This window comes from Patescibacteria group bacterium (genome assembly GCA_041661625.1).
Taxonomy (GTDB): domain Bacteria; phylum Patescibacteriota; class Patescibacteriia; order JAHIZJ01; family JAHIZJ01; genus JBAZUB01.
This window is the reverse complement of sequence record JBAZUB010000001.1, coordinates 422,018-442,535: the sequence shown is the minus strand read 5'-3', so window position 1 is coordinate 442,535 and position 20,518 is coordinate 422,018. Positions and strand designations below refer to the sequence as shown.

At 50.6% G+C, this 20,518-nt stretch carries 18 protein-coding genes and 1 pseudogene; 14 read left to right on the top strand and 5 right to left on the bottom strand.

Annotated elements, in window-relative coordinates; all coding sequences use genetic code 11:
- Together WC734_02260 and WC734_02255 are read left to right on the top strand one after the other, a co-directional pair.
- Positions 1 to 2,685, top strand: coding sequence for a hypothetical protein (locus WC734_02260; protein ID MFA6197961.1), 2,685 nt, complete (start codon positions 1 to 3; stop codon positions 2,683 to 2,685).
- A gap of 6 nt (positions 2,686 to 2,691) precedes the next feature.
- Complete coding sequence (locus WC734_02255) at positions 2,692 to 4,053, top strand: hypothetical protein (GenBank protein MFA6197960.1); 1,362 nt, start codon at positions 2,692 to 2,694, stop codon at positions 4,051 to 4,053.
- A gap of 306 nt (positions 4,054 to 4,359) precedes the next feature.
- Here the strand turns inward: WC734_02255 and WC734_02250 are convergent, their stop codons facing one another.
- Positions 4,360 to 4,743, bottom strand: a complete 384-nt coding sequence (locus WC734_02250) for an endonuclease domain-containing protein (GenBank protein MFA6197959.1) — start codon at positions 4,741 to 4,743, stop codon at positions 4,360 to 4,362.
- A gap of 125 nt (positions 4,744 to 4,868) precedes the next feature.
- On the opposite strand from WC734_02250, the gene WC734_02245 reads away from it, so the two are divergent.
- The 11 genes from WC734_02245 to WC734_02195 all read left to right on the top strand — a co-directional run bounded on the left by WC734_02245 (position 4,869) and on the right by WC734_02195 (position 15,509).
- Entirely contained in the window at positions 4,869 to 5,999 is a 1,131-nt protein-coding gene (locus tag WC734_02245; GenBank protein ID MFA6197958.1) for a glycosyltransferase family 4 protein, read from the top strand.
- 198 nt (positions 6,000 to 6,197) lie between these two features.
- Positions 6,198 to 6,896: a hypothetical protein gene (locus WC734_02240; GenBank protein MFA6197957.1), complete on the top strand. Its 699-nt coding sequence runs from the start codon at positions 6,198 to 6,200 to the stop codon at positions 6,894 to 6,896.
- Between the two features lie 10 nt (positions 6,897 to 6,906).
- Positions 6,907 to 7,416 (top strand): nucleotide exchange factor GrpE, encoded by a 510-nt coding sequence (locus WC734_02235; GenBank protein MFA6197956.1) that lies wholly within the window; start codon positions 6,907 to 6,909, stop codon positions 7,414 to 7,416.
- Between the two features lie 112 nt (positions 7,417 to 7,528).
- Positions 7,529 to 7,954 carry an Hsp20/alpha crystallin family protein gene (locus WC734_02230; GenBank protein MFA6197955.1) on the top strand — a complete coding sequence of 142 codons (426 nt, stop codon included), beginning with the start codon at positions 7,529 to 7,531 and terminating at the stop codon, positions 7,952 to 7,954.
- A gap of 116 nt (positions 7,955 to 8,070) precedes the next feature.
- Positions 8,071 to 9,975: a molecular chaperone DnaK gene (dnaK, locus tag WC734_02225; GenBank protein MFA6197954.1), complete on the top strand. Its 1,905-nt coding sequence runs from the start codon at positions 8,071 to 8,073 to the stop codon at positions 9,973 to 9,975.
- Positions 9,976 to 10,692: 717 nt separating this feature from the next.
- On the top strand, positions 10,693 to 10,986 hold the full coding sequence (locus WC734_02220; GenBank protein ID MFA6197953.1) for a DUF3467 domain-containing protein: 294 nt from the start codon (positions 10,693 to 10,695) through the stop codon (positions 10,984 to 10,986).
- Between the two features lie 15 nt (positions 10,987 to 11,001).
- Positions 11,002 to 12,174 (top strand): hypothetical protein, encoded by a 1,173-nt coding sequence (locus tag WC734_02215; GenBank protein ID MFA6197952.1) that lies wholly within the window; start codon positions 11,002 to 11,004, stop codon positions 12,172 to 12,174.
- Positions 12,175 to 12,177: 3 nt separating this feature from the next.
- Positions 12,178 to 13,278: a molecular chaperone DnaJ gene (gene dnaJ, locus WC734_02210; GenBank protein ID MFA6197951.1), complete on the top strand. Its 1,101-nt coding sequence runs from the start codon at positions 12,178 to 12,180 to the stop codon at positions 13,276 to 13,278.
- A 137-nt stretch (positions 13,279 to 13,415) separates the two neighbouring features.
- A complete protein-coding gene (locus tag WC734_02205) occupies positions 13,416 to 13,799 on the top strand; it encodes a hypothetical protein (GenBank protein ID MFA6197950.1) in 384 nt (127 codons plus the stop codon).
- Positions 13,800 to 13,813: 14 nt separating this feature from the next.
- Positions 13,814 to 14,833 (top strand): pyridoxal-phosphate dependent enzyme, encoded by a 1,020-nt coding sequence (locus WC734_02200; GenBank protein MFA6197949.1) that lies wholly within the window; start codon positions 13,814 to 13,816, stop codon positions 14,831 to 14,833.
- 103 nt (positions 14,834 to 14,936) lie between these two features.
- On the top strand, positions 14,937 to 15,509 hold the full coding sequence (locus WC734_02195) for a hypothetical protein (GenBank protein MFA6197948.1): 573 nt from the start codon (positions 14,937 to 14,939) through the stop codon (positions 15,507 to 15,509).
- Positions 15,510 to 15,726: 217 nt separating this feature from the next.
- Here the strand turns inward: WC734_02195 and cysS are convergent, their stop codons facing one another.
- The 4 genes and pseudogenes from cysS to WC734_02175 form a co-directional block, all read right to left on the bottom strand.
- A complete protein-coding gene (gene cysS / locus WC734_02190) occupies positions 15,727 to 17,112 on the bottom strand; it encodes a cysteine--tRNA ligase (GenBank protein ID MFA6197947.1) in 1,386 nt (461 codons plus the stop codon).
- A 112-nt stretch (positions 17,113 to 17,224) separates the two neighbouring features.
- Positions 17,225 to 18,103: pseudogene (locus WC734_02185) on the bottom strand (AAA family ATPase).
- A 102-nt stretch (positions 18,104 to 18,205) separates the two neighbouring features.
- Positions 18,206 to 19,138 (bottom strand): magnesium transporter CorA family protein, encoded by a 933-nt coding sequence (locus tag WC734_02180; protein ID MFA6197946.1) that lies wholly within the window; start codon positions 19,136 to 19,138, stop codon positions 18,206 to 18,208.
- 140 nt (positions 19,139 to 19,278) lie between these two features.
- Complete coding sequence (locus tag WC734_02175; protein ID MFA6197945.1) at positions 19,279 to 19,848, bottom strand: hypothetical protein; 570 nt, start codon at positions 19,846 to 19,848, stop codon at positions 19,279 to 19,281.
- A 143-nt stretch (positions 19,849 to 19,991) separates the two neighbouring features.
- On the opposite strand from WC734_02175, the gene WC734_02170 reads away from it, so the two are divergent.
- Positions 19,992 to 20,501: a hypothetical protein gene (locus WC734_02170; protein ID MFA6197944.1), complete on the top strand. Its 510-nt coding sequence runs from the start codon at positions 19,992 to 19,994 to the stop codon at positions 20,499 to 20,501.
- The last annotated feature ends 17 nt before the right edge of the window (positions 20,502 to 20,518 follow it).

Sequence of the window (20,518 nt, the reverse complement as noted above, 5' to 3'; positions counted from 1 at the left end):
ATGAAACTGCGCTCAACATTTAATCGAGTCTGCCGTTCCCGCTGGTTGCCGGTGGTGATATTGTTGGTAGTTGGCTTTGGGATAGCTTTTGCCGTGGTCCATCCCGCCCTAGCGTTGCCGGATGGCAATCCTCCTGCTGGCATGACAAAAGCACAGGAAGAAGCGGCCATTACCGGCGGCACAGCGATTGGCGGAAAAATTGCGGAAATATTTTCCCACTTTCTATTCAGCATTATATCGCTGTTTGGCAAGCTGCTGGTGGTACTGATCGGCATCATGGTTCAAATCGCGCAATTCAATAATTTTACCAAAGCCACGGCAGTACAGCAGGGCTGGCAGGTGGCGCGGGACGTTTGCAATCTTTTGCTGGTGATCGTATTGCTGCTGATCGCTTGGGGGACGGTCTTGAGAATTGACAGCTACCATTATCGGCGCATGTTGCCCAAGTTTATCTTGATGGCCATACTGATCAACTTTTCCAAGAGTATCTGCGGCTTCCTGATCGACATCGCCCAGGTGATTATGATCTCGTTTGTTAACGCCTTCAAGGGTTACGCCGCCGCCAACCTAACAACCGGCGTCGGCCTGGAAAAAATATTGAAATTCGGCAATAGCATATCCGGTTCAAATTTCATCGATACAGCCGGTGCCTTGCTGTTGGGTTTAGTACTCATTGCACTGATGCTGGGAGCCGTACTGATGCTGTTATTTATCCTCTTGGGCCGTATTATTGTACTGTGGATACTGGTAGTCCTATCGCCCGTGGCATACCTGGGTGAAACCATAGGTGTATTGAAGAAGGCTGCGACGACCTGGTGGAAGATGTTTGGTGATTATTTGGTGGTAGGGCCGCTGGTGGCGTTTTTTCTATGGCTAGCCATGCTCGTTATCAGCATCAATCCGGGCCAGGTGGGCAAGCAGCTAGCTCCCGGCGGTACCGGATCTACCACGGTAGTTAACAGCACCACCGATACTTCGAATACGGGGAAATTTGCCGCTGCCGTGTCCGACATTTCATCGTCTGACAATTTATTGAGTTTTATCCTAGCGGTCGGGATGCTATTTGCCGCCAGCATGGCTGCCCAGCAGATAAAGACGCTGGGTGGTGGCATGGGTGTGGCGGCGTACAATAAAGCCAGCAGTGCCGCCGGCTGGATCGCCAAGAGTCCGAAGACCGGCGCCGGCTGGTTGAATCGTAAAATGGCGTCAGGGGGAATGCCTTTTGGGGGAGTTGGCAAGGGTATAAACCTGAGTCCGTTCGCGGCTTGGAAGAATATTACCACCGGCTATGGCGAAAAGCGAAAACGCGAAGAGCGCGATATGGCGATGCACGCGGAAGAACGGCTGGCCAAGGGTCACGTCTGGAGCCCGATACTAGGCGCTACCGCGCCGTCGCTGGTCAGCCAATATGCCCAGGGCTTGTTTTACCATAAGGGCATTCGGAGAGCCTTTGGCCCCGATAAACAGAACGCCATGGGTGTCAATAAAAAGAATCTGGGCAAAAAGACTGACCAACTAAGCCAGTTGCAGGCGGAGGAAGGCCGATTGTCAACCAATCTGCGGCAATGGAAACCAAGCGACCAAGAGGTGCAAGATCGTGCGTCCGATATTATAACTCGCAGCGGCGGCACGATAAAACAGGCTGATGCCAATAAACAGGCGATGACAGATCTGCGCAATGAAGAAATTGCCGCCAACCCTCAATTGCTCGCCGTAACTCAGCAACGCGCAAAAGTGCAAGCCGAAGTAGCGGGGCTCACAGCCGGGCTGGAGCGCATCAGTCAATGGAAACCAAACGACTATTATGCCGATCAGAAACGTCGATCGGCGATTGATGAAGAAGCCAAAAAAGTCGGTACCAGCGATGGTGATCGACAGCGTGTGTTATTGGACAAGGCGATCAGTAGCGGCAACCCGATTGAAGCCATGGGTGTGATCAAGAAAGCCTTTGAAACTAAAAATCAGGACGACTTGGTCAACAGCACCACCGCGACCGATAATTATTACAAACGTAAGGATGGCCGGCTGATTGGCGAAAAAGAATTCCAGGGAATGAGCCTGGCCGACCGGAAGGGATTGTTGGAGAACGATACGCCAATGATTGCTCGTGGCACGAAACTGAAGGAGGGAGCCGATGGCCTGCAGGCGTTCATGAATGAAGTGGTGGTCAAGAAGCTGAGAGTGTCAAGGCGGACAGCTGACGCCTTTACCAGCGAGATGCAGGACATCGCCGAGAGCAACGACCAGTCACATTTAGCCGGTTCCATTGGCATGCGGCCGGACGGGGAGTACTTCTATCGTTCTCGAGCCGACCAGCAAACTAAGGTGGCGAAAGCGCGTGATAAGAATATCCGCAACAATTACATGAAGGGGAATGATAAGGGCATGTTTGACGGTGACCGGCTGAATGCCATCGCGATCCGCGAGGTGGCCAAAGAATTCAAACGTCTGGCGCAGCTTTTGAAGAGCGGCCAATTTAACGGCAAGCTAGCCGGTAAAATGACCACCCCGGACAATATGAAAGTTTTAGGCGATATCAAGTTAACCAGCCTGATCAGAGATGAAGATAAGGGCGCATATCAAAAATTTGTTGACGCGCTGTCGGGTTATCAGACTGGCGAGACCAGTATATCCGATAAACTGGACCAAATTAATAAAGAACTTCCGCCTCCCCCCAGCCCATAAAAAACTATGAATCCAAACGATAACACCAACACTAATCGGGGTATACCCCAGCTATCCAATGTCGCCACTCTGGAAGAAATGCGGCGTGATTTTGAAATCGTAGCGGCACAAGATTTATCCGTGGAGGCGCTGGGGTACGCCAATCTGATAAAAAGACTGGCTGAACTCCAGCCCGAGATCACCAGCAATCCGATGGGCCATGATTACGAGGATTTGTACTACAAGTTCCGATGGCTGGGCCTGGAGCAGCATGAGCCGACCCAGATTATTGAATTATTCCAAAAACATTTTGCGCTGACCTATGAGATACCCGAGTATGTAGTCTGGGAGAAACTGCGCCGCCGGCTGGTTAGTCTATTAAGCATCGAAGCTCGGACGAAGTTGAAGGCGGACATTCTTAGTGCTTTGCGGCAAAACGAGGAATCGATCACCGACGAAGGAGTCATTAAAGATGGCGTAGGTCAAAAAGGCACGGTCAAAAATTGGCTGATGGATCTGCAAATCGCGCTAGGCACTCAACCGATCGATCCAATCAAACTTTCCGATTATCTGGTAAGCGGTAATAATACCCGATCGTTATCCGGGGTGAGCCGGGAAAGAATCAACGCATTAATTCAGCTAGTCGAAAAATTGAAACTGCCATCCGATACGATCGAAGGTTATGAAGCTGCAGTGCCATACGACAATGAAGGCGAGGTAGGCGAGATTCTGGGCGGTCAATTAGTCAGCACTGGCAAGGAACACGCCAAGTTATCACAGGAACTGAGCCAAATTGACCGGATTTTAAAAGGCGTAGTGCCAGCCGTCTCTACTCCGGTACCAACGACAGCGCCCATAGCCACTACCGAAAAGAAACCACCGACTAAAATCGGCAGCCAGCAAGTGGTGGAACTTTACGAGCAGAATCCGGCCATGCGCCAGGCGATCGCCGATGCGGAACAAAAAATATTATCGGCTATTGGCGGCGGGAAGTTTGACGTACGAGTTGAAATGGGTACGGCTATCGCCCAGGCCGACCGGGCCCGGGTTATTGCCATGTTGATTGTGTTAGCCAAAACGCAGGACCTTTTCACGCTAATTGAGACCGATGGTGGGTTTCGTGACTGGCTACGCGGGCAGTATGGACCGGAGGCAGAAAATCAATTCACCAAGCAACCGGCCGATCCATTGTTTTATAGCCTTTGGCTGCAACAACTGCTGGAAGAACGGCTCCAGATGGCCGCCAGTGATGCCGCAAAAGTAGGCACTCTAATAGCTAATCTGGTCGGCCGCCGCTATCTCAAAGCCGCCTACCTGGAAACCAGCACCGGCCGATTTGTCTGGGCGCCGATCCGGAAGCAGAAAGACCGCCTGGTGTTTGCGCAATAGTTATATCATGGAAGCAAAGTATAGGGGCTTGAAATCTCAACCGCCCCCTATACTCATTAGCCTTGTAGCAAAATCATCGGGAAGCGTTACTAATCATCTGCCTCCTCCTTCTCTAAGGAGAGGGCCGTTTGATAAATACGCTAGATTTATAGATATTCTCTTGGTAATTAGAACGGGGGGCGGTTGTTACTTCAGCCAATCGCAACCACCCCCACCCCCTCCTCCGAGAGGAGGGGAGATGTACGGGTGCTCTTCGCCTTCGCTCAGAGCATTGTAGAACGTTCCCCTCCTTTACCAAGGAGGGGCTTAGGGGTGGTTGAGGAGTTGTTCCCTCTCAGCGCACACTTCCTTCAATTTTACCAACACATTATCCAAACCTTCAAACACGTCTTGGTTCGTAAAACGTATTACTTGTATGCCCAAAGACTCTAACCATTGTTGTCTTTTTTGATCATATGCCCTTTCCCTCGGTGTACTATGTGTTGCTCCATCAACTTCGATTGCTAGCTTAAGTTTTGGACAATAAAAGTCTAAAACATACTTTCCAATCCCTTGCTGTCGACGAAATTTATACCCACAAAATTGACTGTGTCGCAAACACTCCCATAACCTCCACTCTGCGAGAGTGCTTCGGTTTCGTAACGCCTTGCGCTTTGATTTGTGATTTCGCAGATTAAACAAAACCGGCATATTGTTTCCAGTCCTGCCGTTGCGGCTATTCTACCGTTCAACGTTAGATTAGTCAAAAACCTAATAAACACTGTAATTTACTTGAAATGGAAACTAAGGTACAATGATCAAAGTACCGATTCTTTGTGTTTGACTATATGCGTATTGGCATTGTAACTCAAGCCTATTTCCCCATTCACGGTGGCGTCACGGAGCATGTTCATCACACGGCGGTCGAGCTGGAAAAACGCGGCCATGAAGTGACGATAATCACCGCAAATTTTAACCGTGACGATAAGCAATACGACAGCCACCGAGTCCGTCGAGTGGGATTCGATGTGACCCTGCCCAGCAACGGAGCTTTTTGTAATGTCACCTTCGGTTTTCGGCTGGCCGAGCAATTGCGCGACTTGGAGCGGGAAAAGAAATTCGATCTGGTGCACATTCACTCGCCGGTTGACCCAATCCTGCCGCTGGTCGCCACCAAGACATTCATCGCGCCCAAGATCGGTACTTTTCATACCTACATGGATTCATCACTGGGTTTCGAGATCCTGCAGCACTTTACCATGAAGATATTCCAGCGTTTGTCCGGACGGATCGCGGTTTCGGCGCCGGCCCGGGATTTCTTCAATAAGTACTACCCGGGTGATTATCGGGTGATACCCAATGGGGTTGACACCGAGCGATTTCGTCCAGATGTCGGAAAATTGGAACAATATCAGGATGGTTCGCTCAACATTGTGTTTGTCGGTCGGCTGGATCCACGCAAGGGATTAAAATATCTGCTCAAAGCCATGCCGATCGTCGCCGCGGCGGTTCCGAAAGTCCGTCTGATCGTAGTCGGCGGGGGAGCGCTTAAGGAGTATTACCGGACTTTTGTCATGGACGAGATTCGGGATCGGGTAATTTTTGAAGGCTTTGTGCCGGCGGCGATTCTGCCTAGCTATTTTGCCACAGCCGATTTATTCATTGCGCCAGCCACCGAAGGCGAAAGTTTTGGGATTGTACTTCTAGAGGCAATGGCAGCCGGCGTGCCGATTGTCGCTTCGAATATTACCGGTTACAACACGGTGCTAAACAATGGCCAAGAGGGGTTTTTGGTACCAAAAGAAAAACCGCTGCATTTGGCGGAAAAGATAATCGAATTGTTGCGTGATACGGAACTGCGCCAACGGCTAGGCAAACAAGGCTGTCAAACCGCCCGGCAATATTCCTGGCCCAAGGTGACCGATCGGATTGAGGCCTATTATCACGAGGTACTGGGCAGGAAGTAACAAATAACAAGTAAGAAGTAAGAAGGATAGAGGCTCACTTTGTGAGCTAATTTGCTTATAATGCAGTGTACTCGAACAGAACTGCGCTACTTGTCGTTTATTACTTTTTACTTGTCTTTCTATCTCTTGACACCTGATTTATGTTGTATTATTATGCAATTAGCACTCGAATTGTGTGAGTGCTAAATATCCCCACTTATGATAACTGACCGCGAAAAAACCTTGTTACTGGCGATTGTCAATGAACATATCCGAACGTCGCGGCCGGTCGGTTCCCAGATTATCGTGGAAAAATACCTGTCCGATGTCAGCTCGGCTACGGTGCGCAATGATATGGCCAGGCTGGAAGAGACGGGCCTGATCGAACAACCCCACACTTCCGCCGGTCGAGTGCCGACACCGCGGGGCTACGAATATTACGTGCATTACTTCCTGAAAGAAAAGCAGCCCACCGCTACCGATCAAAGCCAGCTGGAAAAAGCCGTCAAACCGGCTCGGGGCGGCGAAGAGCGCGTACGTTTAGCCGCTAAGGCAATGGCGGAAGTGTCAGCCGAAGCGGTCATCGTAGGCTTTTCGGCGCGGGACTTCTACTACACCGGACTGTCGAATCTTTTCAAACAACCGGAGTTTGCCGAGCGAGACGTGGTCTACAATTTTTCTGAGATTATTGACCGGCTAGACGAAGTAATGTCCGATATTTATGACCAGGTGGATGACGATATTCGAATCCTGGTCGGTCAGCGCAACCCGTTCGGGCGGAACTGCGGCGTACTGTTAACCCGGTGCCAATATGACCGACAGGGCGGAGGAGTGATGGGCATCCTAGGTCCGGTGCGGATGGCTTATGGCGAACAAAAAGGTTTGCTGCGCTATGTTCAACACTTACTTAAACGATAATAATATTGGTATGACTCACAGTCACGACGAACCCGTTAAAGATGTACCAGATAATAACCAGCCGGTTAATCCCGTTTCAGAATTGGCTCAATGCCGCCAACAAGCCGAGGAGTATCTCAACGGCTGGAAGCGGGCCAAAGCCGACTATGCCAATCTGCGAAAGGAAACGGACAAGCAGCAGATGGAGTTCGTTAAATACGCCAATGCAGCGTTGATCCACGAACTGCTGCCTTTGGTGGGACATTTTCAGGAGGCTTTCAGGCATTTACCAGATGATCTAAAGGATTCTGATTGGGTTAAAGGCATCCGGCATATTCAAACCAATTTGGACGCGCTACTGGCTAATTGCGGCGTTAAAGAAATCCCGACCGTTGGGGAAAAGTTCGACCCCGAGCAACACGAAGCCGTTGGTACGGTAAAGGGCGATCAGCCCAGTGGCACCATCGTTGAAAAAGTGAAGCCCGGTTTCAGAATGTACGAGCAGGTTTTACAACCGGCCAAGGTTAAAGTCGCCGAATAGTAAACCAACAAATAACAATTAACAAATAGTGAAAGGGGGAGGAGAACGAGAAAAGAATTAGAAGTTAATAGTTAATAATACATAAATTCTTAATTATTAATTGAGTAAACATATGTCAATCATCAAATGGCAACCATTAGTAGAACCGTGGGACGAGCTCGAGCGCTGGTTCGGCAACGCCGCTCCAATGGCGCGCGGCGGCATGATGCCCGCGGTTGACGTCTATCAGACTAAAAATGACGTGGTCATTGAGGCGCCCTTGCCGGGTTTGAAAGCCGAAGACGTCACGCTCTCGATCGAAAACGACGTATTGACGATCGAAGGCAAAGTAGAGCATAAATCCGAGATTGATGATAAGGAATACTACCGCCGGGAAGTACGGATGGGATCATTCCACCGGGCGGTGGCACTGCCGACGTCGGTGCAATCAGACAAAGCCGACGCCAAGTTTGAAGACGGTGTGCTCAAAGTGGTCATTCCCAAAGCGGAACACGCCAAGCCCAAAACGATCGATATTAAGGTCGTGAAGAAGAACTAAGGATAGTCTAGCGATACTTCCAGCGCATTCGACCCATTGTGGGATAATGCGCTGGGTCATCGACAGATCATTCGTTTAAAAAAGTAATTCACTAATGTAAATAAGGAGAACTCACAATGGCAAAAACACTCGGAATTGACCTGGGTACGACAAATTCAGCGATGGCCGTGATCGAAGGCGGCGAGCCGAAGGTGCTGGAAAATCGCGAAGGCGCCCGCACAACGCCGTCAGTAGTGGCGATTTCCAAGAGCAACGAACGGATGGTCGGCATGACTGCCCGCCGCCAGGCCGTGACTAATCACCAGAACACGATATTTTCTATCAAACGGCTGATTGGCCGCCGGTTCGATGACGCGGAAGTACAGCGCGACTTGAAAACGCTGCCGTACAAGATCAAGCAGTCGGGTGAGGGTGTGGTCGTGGACATGAACGGCCAGGATTATACGCCCCAGCAGATCTCAGCCATGATTTTGCAGAAACTAAAAGCCGACGCCGAAGCCAAACTGGGCGAGACGATCACCGACGCGGTGATTACCGTTCCGGCCTACTTTGACGATGCCCAACGACAGGCTACGAAAGACGCCGGACAAATTGCCGGCTTGAACGTCAAGCGGATCATCAACGAGCCGACGGCGGCCGCGCTGGCTTACGGCTTCGATAAGAAGAAAGATGAAAAAATCGCGGTCTATGACCTGGGCGGTGGTACGTTTGATATCTCGATCCTGGAAGTCGCCTCGGACACCGTTCAGGTGCTATCCACCAATGGTGATACCCACCTAGGCGGGGATGACTTCGACAAGCGGATCATTGATTGGATCATCACTGAATTTAAAAAAGACCAAGGCATCGACTTGGGTAACGATCCGATGGCTCTACAGCGGCTGAAAGAGTCGGCTGAAAAAGCCAAACACGAACTGTCGACCACGACCGAAACGGAGATCAACCAGCCGTTTATCACCACTGACGCTTCGGGTCCGAAGCACTTGGTACTGAAACTAACTCGAGCCAAGCTGGAAGAGTTGGTTGGTGACTTAATCACCGCCACGCTGGAGCCGGTAAAAAAGGCTTTAGCCGACGCCAAACTGTCCACTTCGGATATACAGGAAGTTGTGATGGTCGGTGGCATGACCCGCATGCCCTTGGTGGTGCAGACGGTCGAAAAATACTTCGGCAAGAAACCGCACCTGGGCGTGAACCCGGACGAAGTCGTTGCCGTAGGCGCGGCTGTTCAAGCCGGCGTGCTCCAGGGCGAAGTGCGCGACGTGCTATTGCTAGACGTCACCCCGCTAACACTTGGCCTGGAAACTCTCGGCGGTGTCATGACTCCGTTGATCGAACGCAATACCACGATCCCGACTGCCAAGTCGCAGGTCTTCTCGACCGCGGCCGACAATCAAACCTCGGTTGAAATCCACGTCCTGCAAGGTGAACGACAAATGGCCGCCGACAATAAAGCTCTGGGCCGGTTTATTCTCGATGGCATCCCACCGGCACCGCGCGGTGTTCCGCAGGTGGAAGTCACCTTTGATATCGATGCTGACGGTATCTTGAGCGTCACGGCTAAGGATAAGGCAACCAGCAAAGAACAGAAGATCACTATCCAGGCCACGACCAGCTTGTCCAAAGACGAGATTGAAAAGATGAAAAAAGAAGCCGAAGCGCACGCCGCCGATGACAAGACCAAGAAAGAATTGATCGAAGTGCGTAATATGGCCGATACGCTCATCTACACTTCCGAAAAAGCCCTGCGTGAAGCCGGTGACAAGGTCAAGGACGATGACAAGAAAGACATCCAATCCAAGATCGACGCGGTGAAGAAAGTCAAAGATGGTGACGACAAAGCCGCCATCGATAGGGCCACCCAGGAACTTTCCCAAGCCATTCAGAAGATCGGCCAGGCGATGTATGGCAATCAGCAACCCGGTCAGCCCGCAGATGGAGCTCAACCCGGAGCCGGTGCCACCGAAGCGCCCAAAAAGGACGAGGGACCGGTTGAGGGTGAAGTACAAGATAAGAAATAGATAATTTAATTTAACGTAGGCGAGGATGATTATCCTCGCCTACGGGTTGGTGGAAATAACCCGCTGGCTCGGGTGACCGGGCCCGCTGTGAGAAACCGGCTAGCGTGGATAGAAGACTCCGAAATATTTTCGGCACTACAGCTCGTGTGTGTTCAGAGCCCTTTTCAAAAAGAAAAACCACACTCCGGGGGGATTGTGGCTGGGCGCGGGTTGCACGATTGTGACAGGAGACCGAGACTACTCCTCGGGGGGTAGGATACAAATGTAGTCGTCATTCTCGAGCCCCAATAGCATGCGTAACCCACGCAAAGGGCGGGAAAAGGGTAGGGGCCGCACGGAAGCCGTATCGGACGAAACGCCGGTGCCGTGTGTCGAACCAGTGGCCACCGCAACGATATCGCCGCGACACATACAACCATGCGAGCCCCACCAAACTGGCGAGAGGTACAGGCCTAGAGTGTCAACGCGTCTGATTCCAGCCGATCTCCATCGACCTTGTCAGTTCTGGGTGCGAATTGGGTAAAGTATCGCGTTGATGCCCTGGTTAGCCCGTACCTCCCACAAATCATTGAATCAGTACGATTGATTACCTAATCGTAAAAAGGTGTCCAATCGTACCGATCCAAAGGGATTTGTGGAAAAAGAGCGATAAAGTGCACTAGAGAGTATACACGAGAGTTATCCACAGGTCAAGGGTTATTATTAAATATCGATAATATGGACAACCAATCTCAACGCCAGATTCAGATCAAAGTGACCGATGACGTCATGCGCGGGGTGTACGCCAACGCCATGTCAGTGGTACACTCAAAGGAGGAATTTACCATTGATTTCATGAATATCTACCCGCATCAGGGCGCCGGCATCGTCAATGGAAGGGTGATAATCTCACCGGGTCACATGAAGCGGATTATCGAGGCGCTCCAGGACAATCTGGGTAAATATGAAAATCAGTTCGGCAAGATCGAACCGGCCAAAGCGCCCGAGCCGATCGGCTTTCAAACCGCCTAAGACTACTATTCAACTATGAAACAAAAAGAGGCTATCAAGCTGCTGGTGCTGTGCGGCCTGGCTGTACTGCTGACCATCGGGGGCTGGCTGTTGATCAAAGATGCCTTTACCCGGCTGCATTTTGAAATCTCCGTGCCGTCAATCAGCATCCTGACACCGTTCATCGGTTCGCTGCTGTTGTTTTTCGCGGCTTACGCGGTTTTCGGCGCACTGACCGTCTTGGCGCCAAAAGCGATTTGGGGCTTGATATTGTCATTGGTATTAGCGGTGGCGGGCTTGATAGTGGTGGGGTTCAATGTCTATTCGCTCGTGGCGATGGTTATTTGGGCGCTGGGACTGAGCCAGCTGGCGGCGCGCATCCGGGAAGAAAAACGCGAACGGCGCAAAGCATCGATTCACAAGTATATGCGATCCGGCGTCAGTCTGGGCTTGATCGCCTTGTTGCTGGCCATTTCGTTTTGCTTCTACTCGGTCAGCATCCGTTCGGGCGAATCACAGCTCGATCCCAGCGAGTCACTCTCGAAAATAACGGTAAATCGAGTAAATCAATATTTGATTACACAGCTGCCGGGATACGATCCCAATATGACCGTCAACGAATTTCTATTCTTGGTCGCGATCAAAGGCAGCCAGCAAGCCAAACCGGCGGGCGCGGCGGTCGTAACTGATCTACCGGCCACCGAAGACGTCAAAACCGAGGTATCGGACAGCGTGCCGGGCTGGTTAGGCGTCGATATCAATAAGCTCAACCAGCAGATTGATACCATTTCAGAAGATCAGCTCAGGGCGCAGCTGCCGGCCGATTTCCTGGACCAGGTTAAGAAAAATCCCCGATTGTTAACCGAAAAGTTCGCCGAGCTCCAGTCGAGTATGATTGGACAGCAGATTGATGTGGCGCGGAATGAAATCGCCCGCCAGTTCAATATTCAAGCCGGCAGCCAAGAGGCGATCGGTTCGGTGCTAGAGCGGGCGGTGGCCCAGAAGTACCAAGACTTGTTCGGCCCGTTCATATACCTGGTTCCGCCGTTATTGGCACTGGGTTTGTTTTTCATTCTCCAGATATTCAATTTTGTATTCGTTATTATTACCATAATGTTTGCCCGGATAATATTTACGAGCATGCGTTGGATGGGTTTCTATCACATCAAAGAAGAATCCGCTCCGATCGAAACGCTGGTACTGGATTAATATATGGCCAAAGATTACTACGAGACATTAGGCGTACCCAAAACCGCCACCGAAGCCGAGATCAAGACAGCTTATCGCAAGATGGCGCATCAACACCACCCCGACAAACAGGGCGGTGATGAGGCAAAATTCAAAGAGGTCAACGAGGCCTACCAAACATTGTCGAATAAAGACAAGCGCGCCAAATATGACCAGTTTGGGCGCAATTACGATGGATCGCAGGGTTTTAATTGGCAGGACTTCGCCCGGCAGCAGGGCGCATCATCCGGCTACAGTACCAATGTCAATTTCGAGGACATGGGTTTCGGCGATATCGGCGACATCTTCGGCGATCTGTTTGGCATGGGCGGACGCAGTCGGCGCCAAGCCACGGATTACAGCGGGAACGATGTGGAAGCCGCGATCGAATTGGATTTCCGGGAAGCTGTTTTTGGCACCAACAAAACTCTGAACCTGCAGAAAACAGTGACTTGTTCCCGTTGCCGCGGCAACACCGCCGAACCGGGGACGAAAATCGAATCATGTTCCCAGTGCGGCGGTACGGGTCAAGTGGAACGTTTACAAAACACTGTCTTAGGACAAATTCGCACCCGGGGTATCTGTCCCAAATGCGCCGGAGTGGGCAAGATACCGGTCGAGCCCTGCCATCAATGTCATGGCCAGGGGATTATCCGTGACCACCAGAAGCTGGAAGTAAAAATACCGGCGGGCATAGACGATGGCCAGACGATTCGACTGTCCGGCCAGGGTGAAGCCGGGCAGCATGGCGCGTCGGCGGGCGATTTGTTTTTGCGCATCAGAGTCGGGACCGATCCGAGGTTTGCGCGCGAACGCGACACTATTCGCACCGCAGCCGAAATTACGATTTCTACGGCGGTACTGGGCGGCACTGTGTCAGTCGAGACGATTGACGGCGAAGTAGATTTAAAAATCCCAGCCGGAACGCCATCGGGTCGCGTCTTCAAACTCAAGGAACGCGGCGTGCCAAAGTTAAACAGCCGCGGCCGGGGTGATCAATTAGTCACGGTGTCAATTCGCGTTCCCCAACACGCTTCGAAGAAAGTGAAGAAGATCATGGAGGAATTGGAGGAAGAAGGTGAGTAATAAATGTTCCGTAGGCGAGGATGGCCCCGCCTGCTACGCCTGAGCGAAGCGATGGCGGGCAGGCATCCTCGCCTACGTTTGCTAGAGATTCACAATATCTCCAGAATTTGCCATAATGAAACAAAGAGTTAATATATATGCCCAAACCAAAACGCCGCGCACATAAGAAGAACCTAAGCCATCCGCCCACCAATCTACCAGTAGTGCGGCGGAGTTGGTACGCACGCTGGCACGACTTCCCGGCCCACCGGGAGATTCATTGGTTATCGGCTATCGCGATTGCTTGGGGAGCGGCGCTGGTTATTTTGGCGGGGATAGTTGGCTTGAACCAAGATTCACAACCAACTACGACCGCGGTGCGCGGTGCTACCGTCAGGCGCGTTGAGCCGGTTCAACCGATGGGACAAGTTCTAGGCGAAGAAACACATCGCACACCGACCGACGCCCCCGGCATACCGGCCGATGTCAGACCAAGGTCGTTTGATGTAACATTGCCCCAGAGTTTATTATTGCTAAACTAAAGGATTAAGATCATATGGCTTTATCACAGAAAGAAGAACATATACTGAAAACAATTGTGGTTGCCTCGGAAAATAATCCGAATAAACCCGAATATCCTCCCGATCATCCGAGATTTCCCGCCACACCAACGTACAAGATAAAAGTATCAGGTTTTACCAATGTCTGGTTAAAAGATGAAAGCAAGAATCTTACCGGAACTCACAAGGACAGAATGGCTTGGGAGATGGTGGTTACATATCGGGATTTATTGCTATCGAAAAAGGCGGGGAGAATTAAGAAACTCCCAGCATTATCAATATTGAGCTCTGGCTCCGCGGCTCTTGCGATACAGACACAATTAAGAAAATATAGTCTACCAAATCTACGCGTCTTGATGGATTCTCAAACAAAGGTTGATAAAGTAAGTTGTTTGAAAGCTATCGGCTGCAAAGTATATTTAAAGGATCTCGGAAGAAAAATCCTGAATTGGGAAGATATACTACGGTTAACAAATAATCGGGGTGGTTTTGATATAACCTCGAATGATGCATATGATCCGACAGTCAGATTCTACGACTGGTTGAGTTATGAAATCATTAACAGTGACGCCGAATATATTTTTGTTCCATACGGTACCGGACAGCTATACGAAAACATTATGAATATTATAAAGAATGAATTAAGTTACAATAGATGTGATCCACGTTTTCGTGGTAATCGACAGATACTTAAGAGAGCATCCGTTCTAGGGGCTACAACGACAAACCCAAGAAGTAAAGCAGATAAGCTATATGCTCCTTTTCTACCCTTTGCGAATTACTCTAAACAATGGATACGATTTTATCAATACACTGGATTAACGGGGAAAATGAGTCGGGTATATAACCTTCGTGAGAAGTACCTAGAACAGGCGATGAAGGTAGCTGGTACACAGGGAATTAACTGCGAACCATCCGGGATCGCTGGTTTAGGCCTTTTATTACAGATCAAGAAAAATATACCAGCAAACAAGAAAATAATTATTGTAAATACAGGCAAGACAAAGAATCCGTAATCTTTTATCGACATTATTAGTGAATCTATAATTTGCACATTGCGACTAAATCCCAATTGTGCTATAATATATAGGTTAGCAGGATATACACACACAAAAAGCCATGATTTTTGCGGCAGTTGCCAACGTCAACTCTAGCTTCATCGCCAATATCGACTGGTCCAAGCCCAGTTGGGACTTGTTTATTATTTTGTTTTTCGTAATTTCGGCGTTTCTCTACGGCTTGTCGCTGGGTCGCGACCGGATCGTGGTAATCCTGGTCAGCATCTATATGGCACTGGCGGTGGTCAACACCGCGCCGTATCTGGGCAACATCAATGCCGAGGTGGGCGTAAATAATCTATTTGTCGTCCGAGCATCGCTCTTCCTGGGCGTGTTCATTGTTCTGTTCATGCTGCTGTCCCGTTCGGCACTGCTCAATACAATTGCCTCCGGTGACAATCGGGGCAGTTTCTGGCAAATTATCGTGTTCAGTATGCTGCACGTTGGACTGCTGATCAGCATTACCCTATCGTTTTTACCGCCCAGCGCGACTAACACTTTAGCACCGCTGACCCGGCAGATATTTACCAGCGAGGCTGGCCGGTTCATCTGGATTGTCGCACCGATTGTGTTGATGATGTTGATCAAATCCGAGCCGAGACGGAGACGATCGACGGCGGCGTTGGACGATTAAATAAGTAACAAGGAAGAAGTAATAAGGAAGAAGGAAAAAAGGAAGGACGCTCCCGTCGGGAGCTTTTTAGAATAACAAAGAAAATATAAAACCAGTCATTGCGAGCGAGTCGGCGGGCGTGGCAATCCCGTTGTCGGTTGGTACAAACTGGGGGATTGCTTCGTCGCTCGCTTTGCTCGCTCCTCGCAATGACGAGATGAAAAAGGGCGGTTGAGATTTACTTAGCCGGTTTAATCTTCGGCCCGTCCGGAGCATCTTCAATCTGGAAACCCAGCCGTTCGATCTCACTCCGTAGTTGGTCGGATTGGCGGAAGTCTTTGATCTGGCGGGCGAGTTCGCGCCGGCGGGCTAATTCCAGCACATAGGCAGGGATTTCCACCTGGCCGGCTCGTTTTGGATCGATTGAGAGATTCAAGCCCAGCACTTTGTCGAATTTCAGCAGGGAGGCGTATTTATTCGGCCAGGGAGCGGACGCGCGCAACAGACCCGAGACTACACTAAGAGCTTTGGCAGTGTTCAGATCATCGTTAATAGCCTGGCTAAATTTTTCCTCAAACTTTGGCAAACCTCGGCCACGTTTGTCGGGTTCGGAATCAATCCGGTGCCAGATACTATCGAGCCCGCGCTGGGCGGCTTTGAGCGCGTCCCAGGTGAAGTTTAGCTTCGATCGGTAATGGGCCTGAAGTACGAAGTAACGGTAGGCTAGAGGATGGATTTTCCTTTCCTGTAAAGTTTTCAATGTAATGAAATTACCCTTCGACTTGCCCATGCGGCCGTCGTTAATCTGCAGAAATTCGCCATGCAGCCAGTAGTCCACAAACTTCTGGCCCGTGGCCGCCTCGGACTGGGCGATTTCATTCTCATGATGTACTGGAATGTGGTCAACGCCGCCGGTGTGAATATCGATCGTCTTACCCAGGCATTTTATGCTCATTGCCGAACACTCGACGTGCCAGCCGGGAAAGCCGACACCCCAGGGTGACGGCCATTCCATCTGACGTTTGGTGCCGGTTGGTGAAAACTTCCACAGTGCGAAATCAGTCGGGTGTTTCTTCTCGGTATTGCGAGCCACGCGCGCCCCCTCTTTCTGTCCGGCTAAGTTTAATCGCGCTAACCGCCCGTACTTTTTAAATTTCGAAGTATCATAATAAATGCCATCACTGGTTCGATAGGTAAATCCTTTTTTCTCTAGGGTTTTGATCAGCGCGATTTGCTCTTTGATATGCGCGGTTGCTTTTACCCAAACGGATGGCTCAATAATGTTCAACCCCTTCAGGTCGTGCTGGAAAGCTTCTGTATAGAACCGAGCCAGTTCGGCAGCTGATCGTCCTTCGCGGCGCGCGCCGGCTTCAATTTTATCCTCACCCGTATCGGCGTCTGAAGTTAGGTGGCCAACGTCGGTGATATTCATCACGTGTTTCACCTTGTAGCCATTCCAAAGCAGCGCCCGCTTGAGCACATCTTCGAACAAGTAGGTGCGCAAATTGCCGATGTGGGCGTAGTTATAAACGGTTGGTCCGCAGGTATATAAACTGACCGCACTTTTCTTTAACGGTTTGAAAACCTCTTTGGTTCGAGTCAGTGTATTAAAAAACTGCACCATATATCCTCATTGTATCAATAATTGGATAATAAATCCATCAATACTCCAGCGAAACGGAATTGAAAAAGCCTCCAGTTCTGGAGGCCGGGTCGCTAAGGCGGGATCGTAACTATTACATGTCTTTGTGGATGACGTTTTGATGGTTGGCTTTATTCTTCTCGTTGTTCCACTCGGCAATTATTTCCTTGACATCCTCGGTGGTAACTTGGGGATAGAGACCGCCTTTGTACTTGTCGGGATTGGTAATTGCATCCAGCCGAACCTTGGCGGCGGCTTCGTCAATGATATCAATAGCCTTATCCGGAAAGGTCCGCTGGGGCAGGGCTTTTTCTGACAGTTTAATCGCCGCGGTGATCGCTTCATTGGTTATTTCAACCTGATGGTGGTCTTCGTACCGGTTTCGAACGCCCTGCAATATTTCGAGCGTCTCCTCGGCGGTCGCTTCGCCAATGGTTACCGGCTGGAAGCGTCGTTCCAGCGTCAGATCGTGTTCAATGTACTTCCTATAATCCTGTACCGTGGTGGCGCCCACTACCTGCAGGTCGCCGCGAGCCAGAGCCGGTTTGAGAATATCGGCGGCATTAATAGCACCGCTGGCTTCGCCGGCTTCGGCCAGTGTATGGATTTCGTCAATGAAAAGGATAATGTTGCGTTCCGACACGGTGATTTCATCCAGGATGCTCTTGAGCCGCTTCTCAAATTCGCCGCGATATTTCGTGCCGGCCACCAAGCTGGAGATATCGAGCTGCAGCACCCGCTTCTTTTTTATCGGTCCGGGCACGTTGCCTTTGGCAATCTCGGATGCCAGCTTTTCCACGATGGCGGTTTTGCCCACGCCCGATTCGCCCAGAATCACCGGGTTGTTCTTGGTCCGGCGGGATAGAATTTGGATTACCCGGTGCAGCTCATAGCTGCGCCCGATTACTGGGTCGATCTTGTTTTCCTGGGCCAGTTCGGTCAGATCGCGGGAATATAGATCCAGTATCGGCGTTCGGCCGGGCGTTAAGTTACGGCCTCGACCCCGCGCCCACCACAGGGCGACAGCCGCCATGATCAGGAAAACAATTAATATGTAGGGGAAGTATTCCATAGTTTATTTGAGCATGCCTTTTTTCTTGACGTAGGCGAACAATGACAGTCCAACGACGGCGCACAAACCACCCAGAATCCAGAAGCCATTGGCTACGTGAATGAAAGGCGTATTGGCAGCGCCGGCACTAAACATGAAAACCACAAAGTTTACCGGCAGAGCCAGCACGGAAATGATGGTCAGCGTCTTGATAACGTCGTTGATCTTGAATGAAATCAGGGACTCATTGGTTTCCTGCAATGCCTCAATCGCTTCCTTGAAGCCCTGCAGCGTGTCCCAAATGTCTTTAGCATCTTCCACTAGCTGTTGGAAATAGATCATCAGACCGGTTAGGCGATACACCCGCTCGTCCCGGCTCTCGACCAGCTTCTTGATGATGTTCTTGTGCGTCTGCATAACCTTGCGGAAGTTCGTGATGTTGCGCCGGATGATCAAGATTTCCTTGACCATGGTTTTTTCTTCGCCGGCAAATATCTTCTTTTCAATAGTAGAAATGTCGATACTCAAATGATCCATCATCGGGTAGCAGTACTGCATCAGTGAGTTCAAAACCGTGTAAAGCAGCGATTGGATACCGTCCTTGAGGTTCTTTTGGACCGCGTCATCATTCATATTGCACAGTTCAAACAGGTCAACCAGCGGTACCAGCTGATCGTCATGAACCGTGATCAGGTAATCCGGCCCAATGAAAAAGTCCACCTCGGCCGGGAAAATTTCACGCGTCTTACGGTTGAACACCGGAAAGAGCAGCACTAAGAAAATATAGTCGGGGTATTTTTCAATCTTGGGACGCTGGGCGGGTGAGAGACAGTCCCGCAAATCAAGCGGGTGAAACTTAAACTCGCGCCGCAGGTATGACACCTCGTCGTCGGTCGGCTTAACGATATTGATCCAACGCAAGCCGTTGTGTTGGACTGTTCGGACGTTTAATCCCATTTTGGTTGTATTTTTGTTTCGTGTAGCTAATCAACATATATATTGTAGCACATTTTCAGGAATAAAGCAAGAACAATAGGATAGTTTAAACGCCGGTTGGGGATCGGACCCAAGCGGCGTTTGATTGGTGGCTCGAGGTGTTAACCCCAGCCGTACTTGGCGTTGAGCGCCGCCCGTTTGGTCGGCGCGGCGAACAGCGGCACATGGACGTCGTTTATGACGTTCAAGTCCTCGGTCAGGCAGTCGGTGAAGACCACCCGGACCGTCAGGACGTGATAGCCATCTCCCTTGTTCTCGATACAGAATCGAGAGCCTGGACCACCACCGTGATCAGCCTCGATATCCACGTGGCGCCAGTGGTTGTTCTGGTCCACCATGTATCGGATCGAGGCGATCTTCATGCCCTTGGGAATGCGGCCGGGCGCGACCGCGAACTGCATGCCCTGGCCGGGGAACAGCACTACCTCCTCAGTGGTGATAGTGGCAATGCTGTCTGCCACGGCCTTGGTCTGCTTCCGCAACGGGTTGAAGTACCCGTTTTCGCGGATGTAGACCGACGACCCGCCGCCCGATATGATATCGGCGGCGACATCGCATGGGTTGCGGGGGATGCTGATCCAAGCACCTCCGGCTGCGGCACACCCACCCAGCAAGAGGATGGCGGCCGCGAGAGCAAACAATGACGCATAAAAGAGCTTGTTGGAACGCATGACATGCCTCCTATGGCTGTGGGTGACTACAGTTTCGGTTCTGCTGAATCGAATATATTAGCATAGCCAGTGGAATTTGTCAATGTTTGGCGGGCGCAGTTGTTGTAAAAAAGCCGGTTTTGTGATATGATATTTAGTGAAATATGGCATTTCCCGAAAAACCAGAAACACAAAACACTGAGAGCGGGTTCACGCCCGACAACGCCCGCAATGAAAGGCCGCCCGAAAGCGGCCGCGTTGAAATTGAATCAACTTTAGAGAAACAAGAAAACCGTTCCCAGATTCAAAACGAGAACCAAACCGGTCGCGAATCAAGGGCCTTTCCCGGCACCACGGCGCCAACAATTCCGGCCACACCAGCAGTCAAATCACCCGAGCTGGTTAAAATTGAACATATTCTTCAGGAAGATCTGGCGGTTATTTACCAGCAGCTCGATCCTAAACACCAAGCCAAGATGAAGCAGGAAGGAGAGCTGGCTGCCACCAAAATAGACCAGCTGATTCGAACCGCTAAAATAACGGCTAAGAAAGTACTGGACATCATCCGTCATTGGCTCAAATCAATTCCCGGCGTAAATAAGCACTACCTGGAGCAAGAGGCGAAAATAAAAACGGATAAAATACTCGCCATGAACCGCGACCAACGGCCATGATATGGGTGGTGCTACCA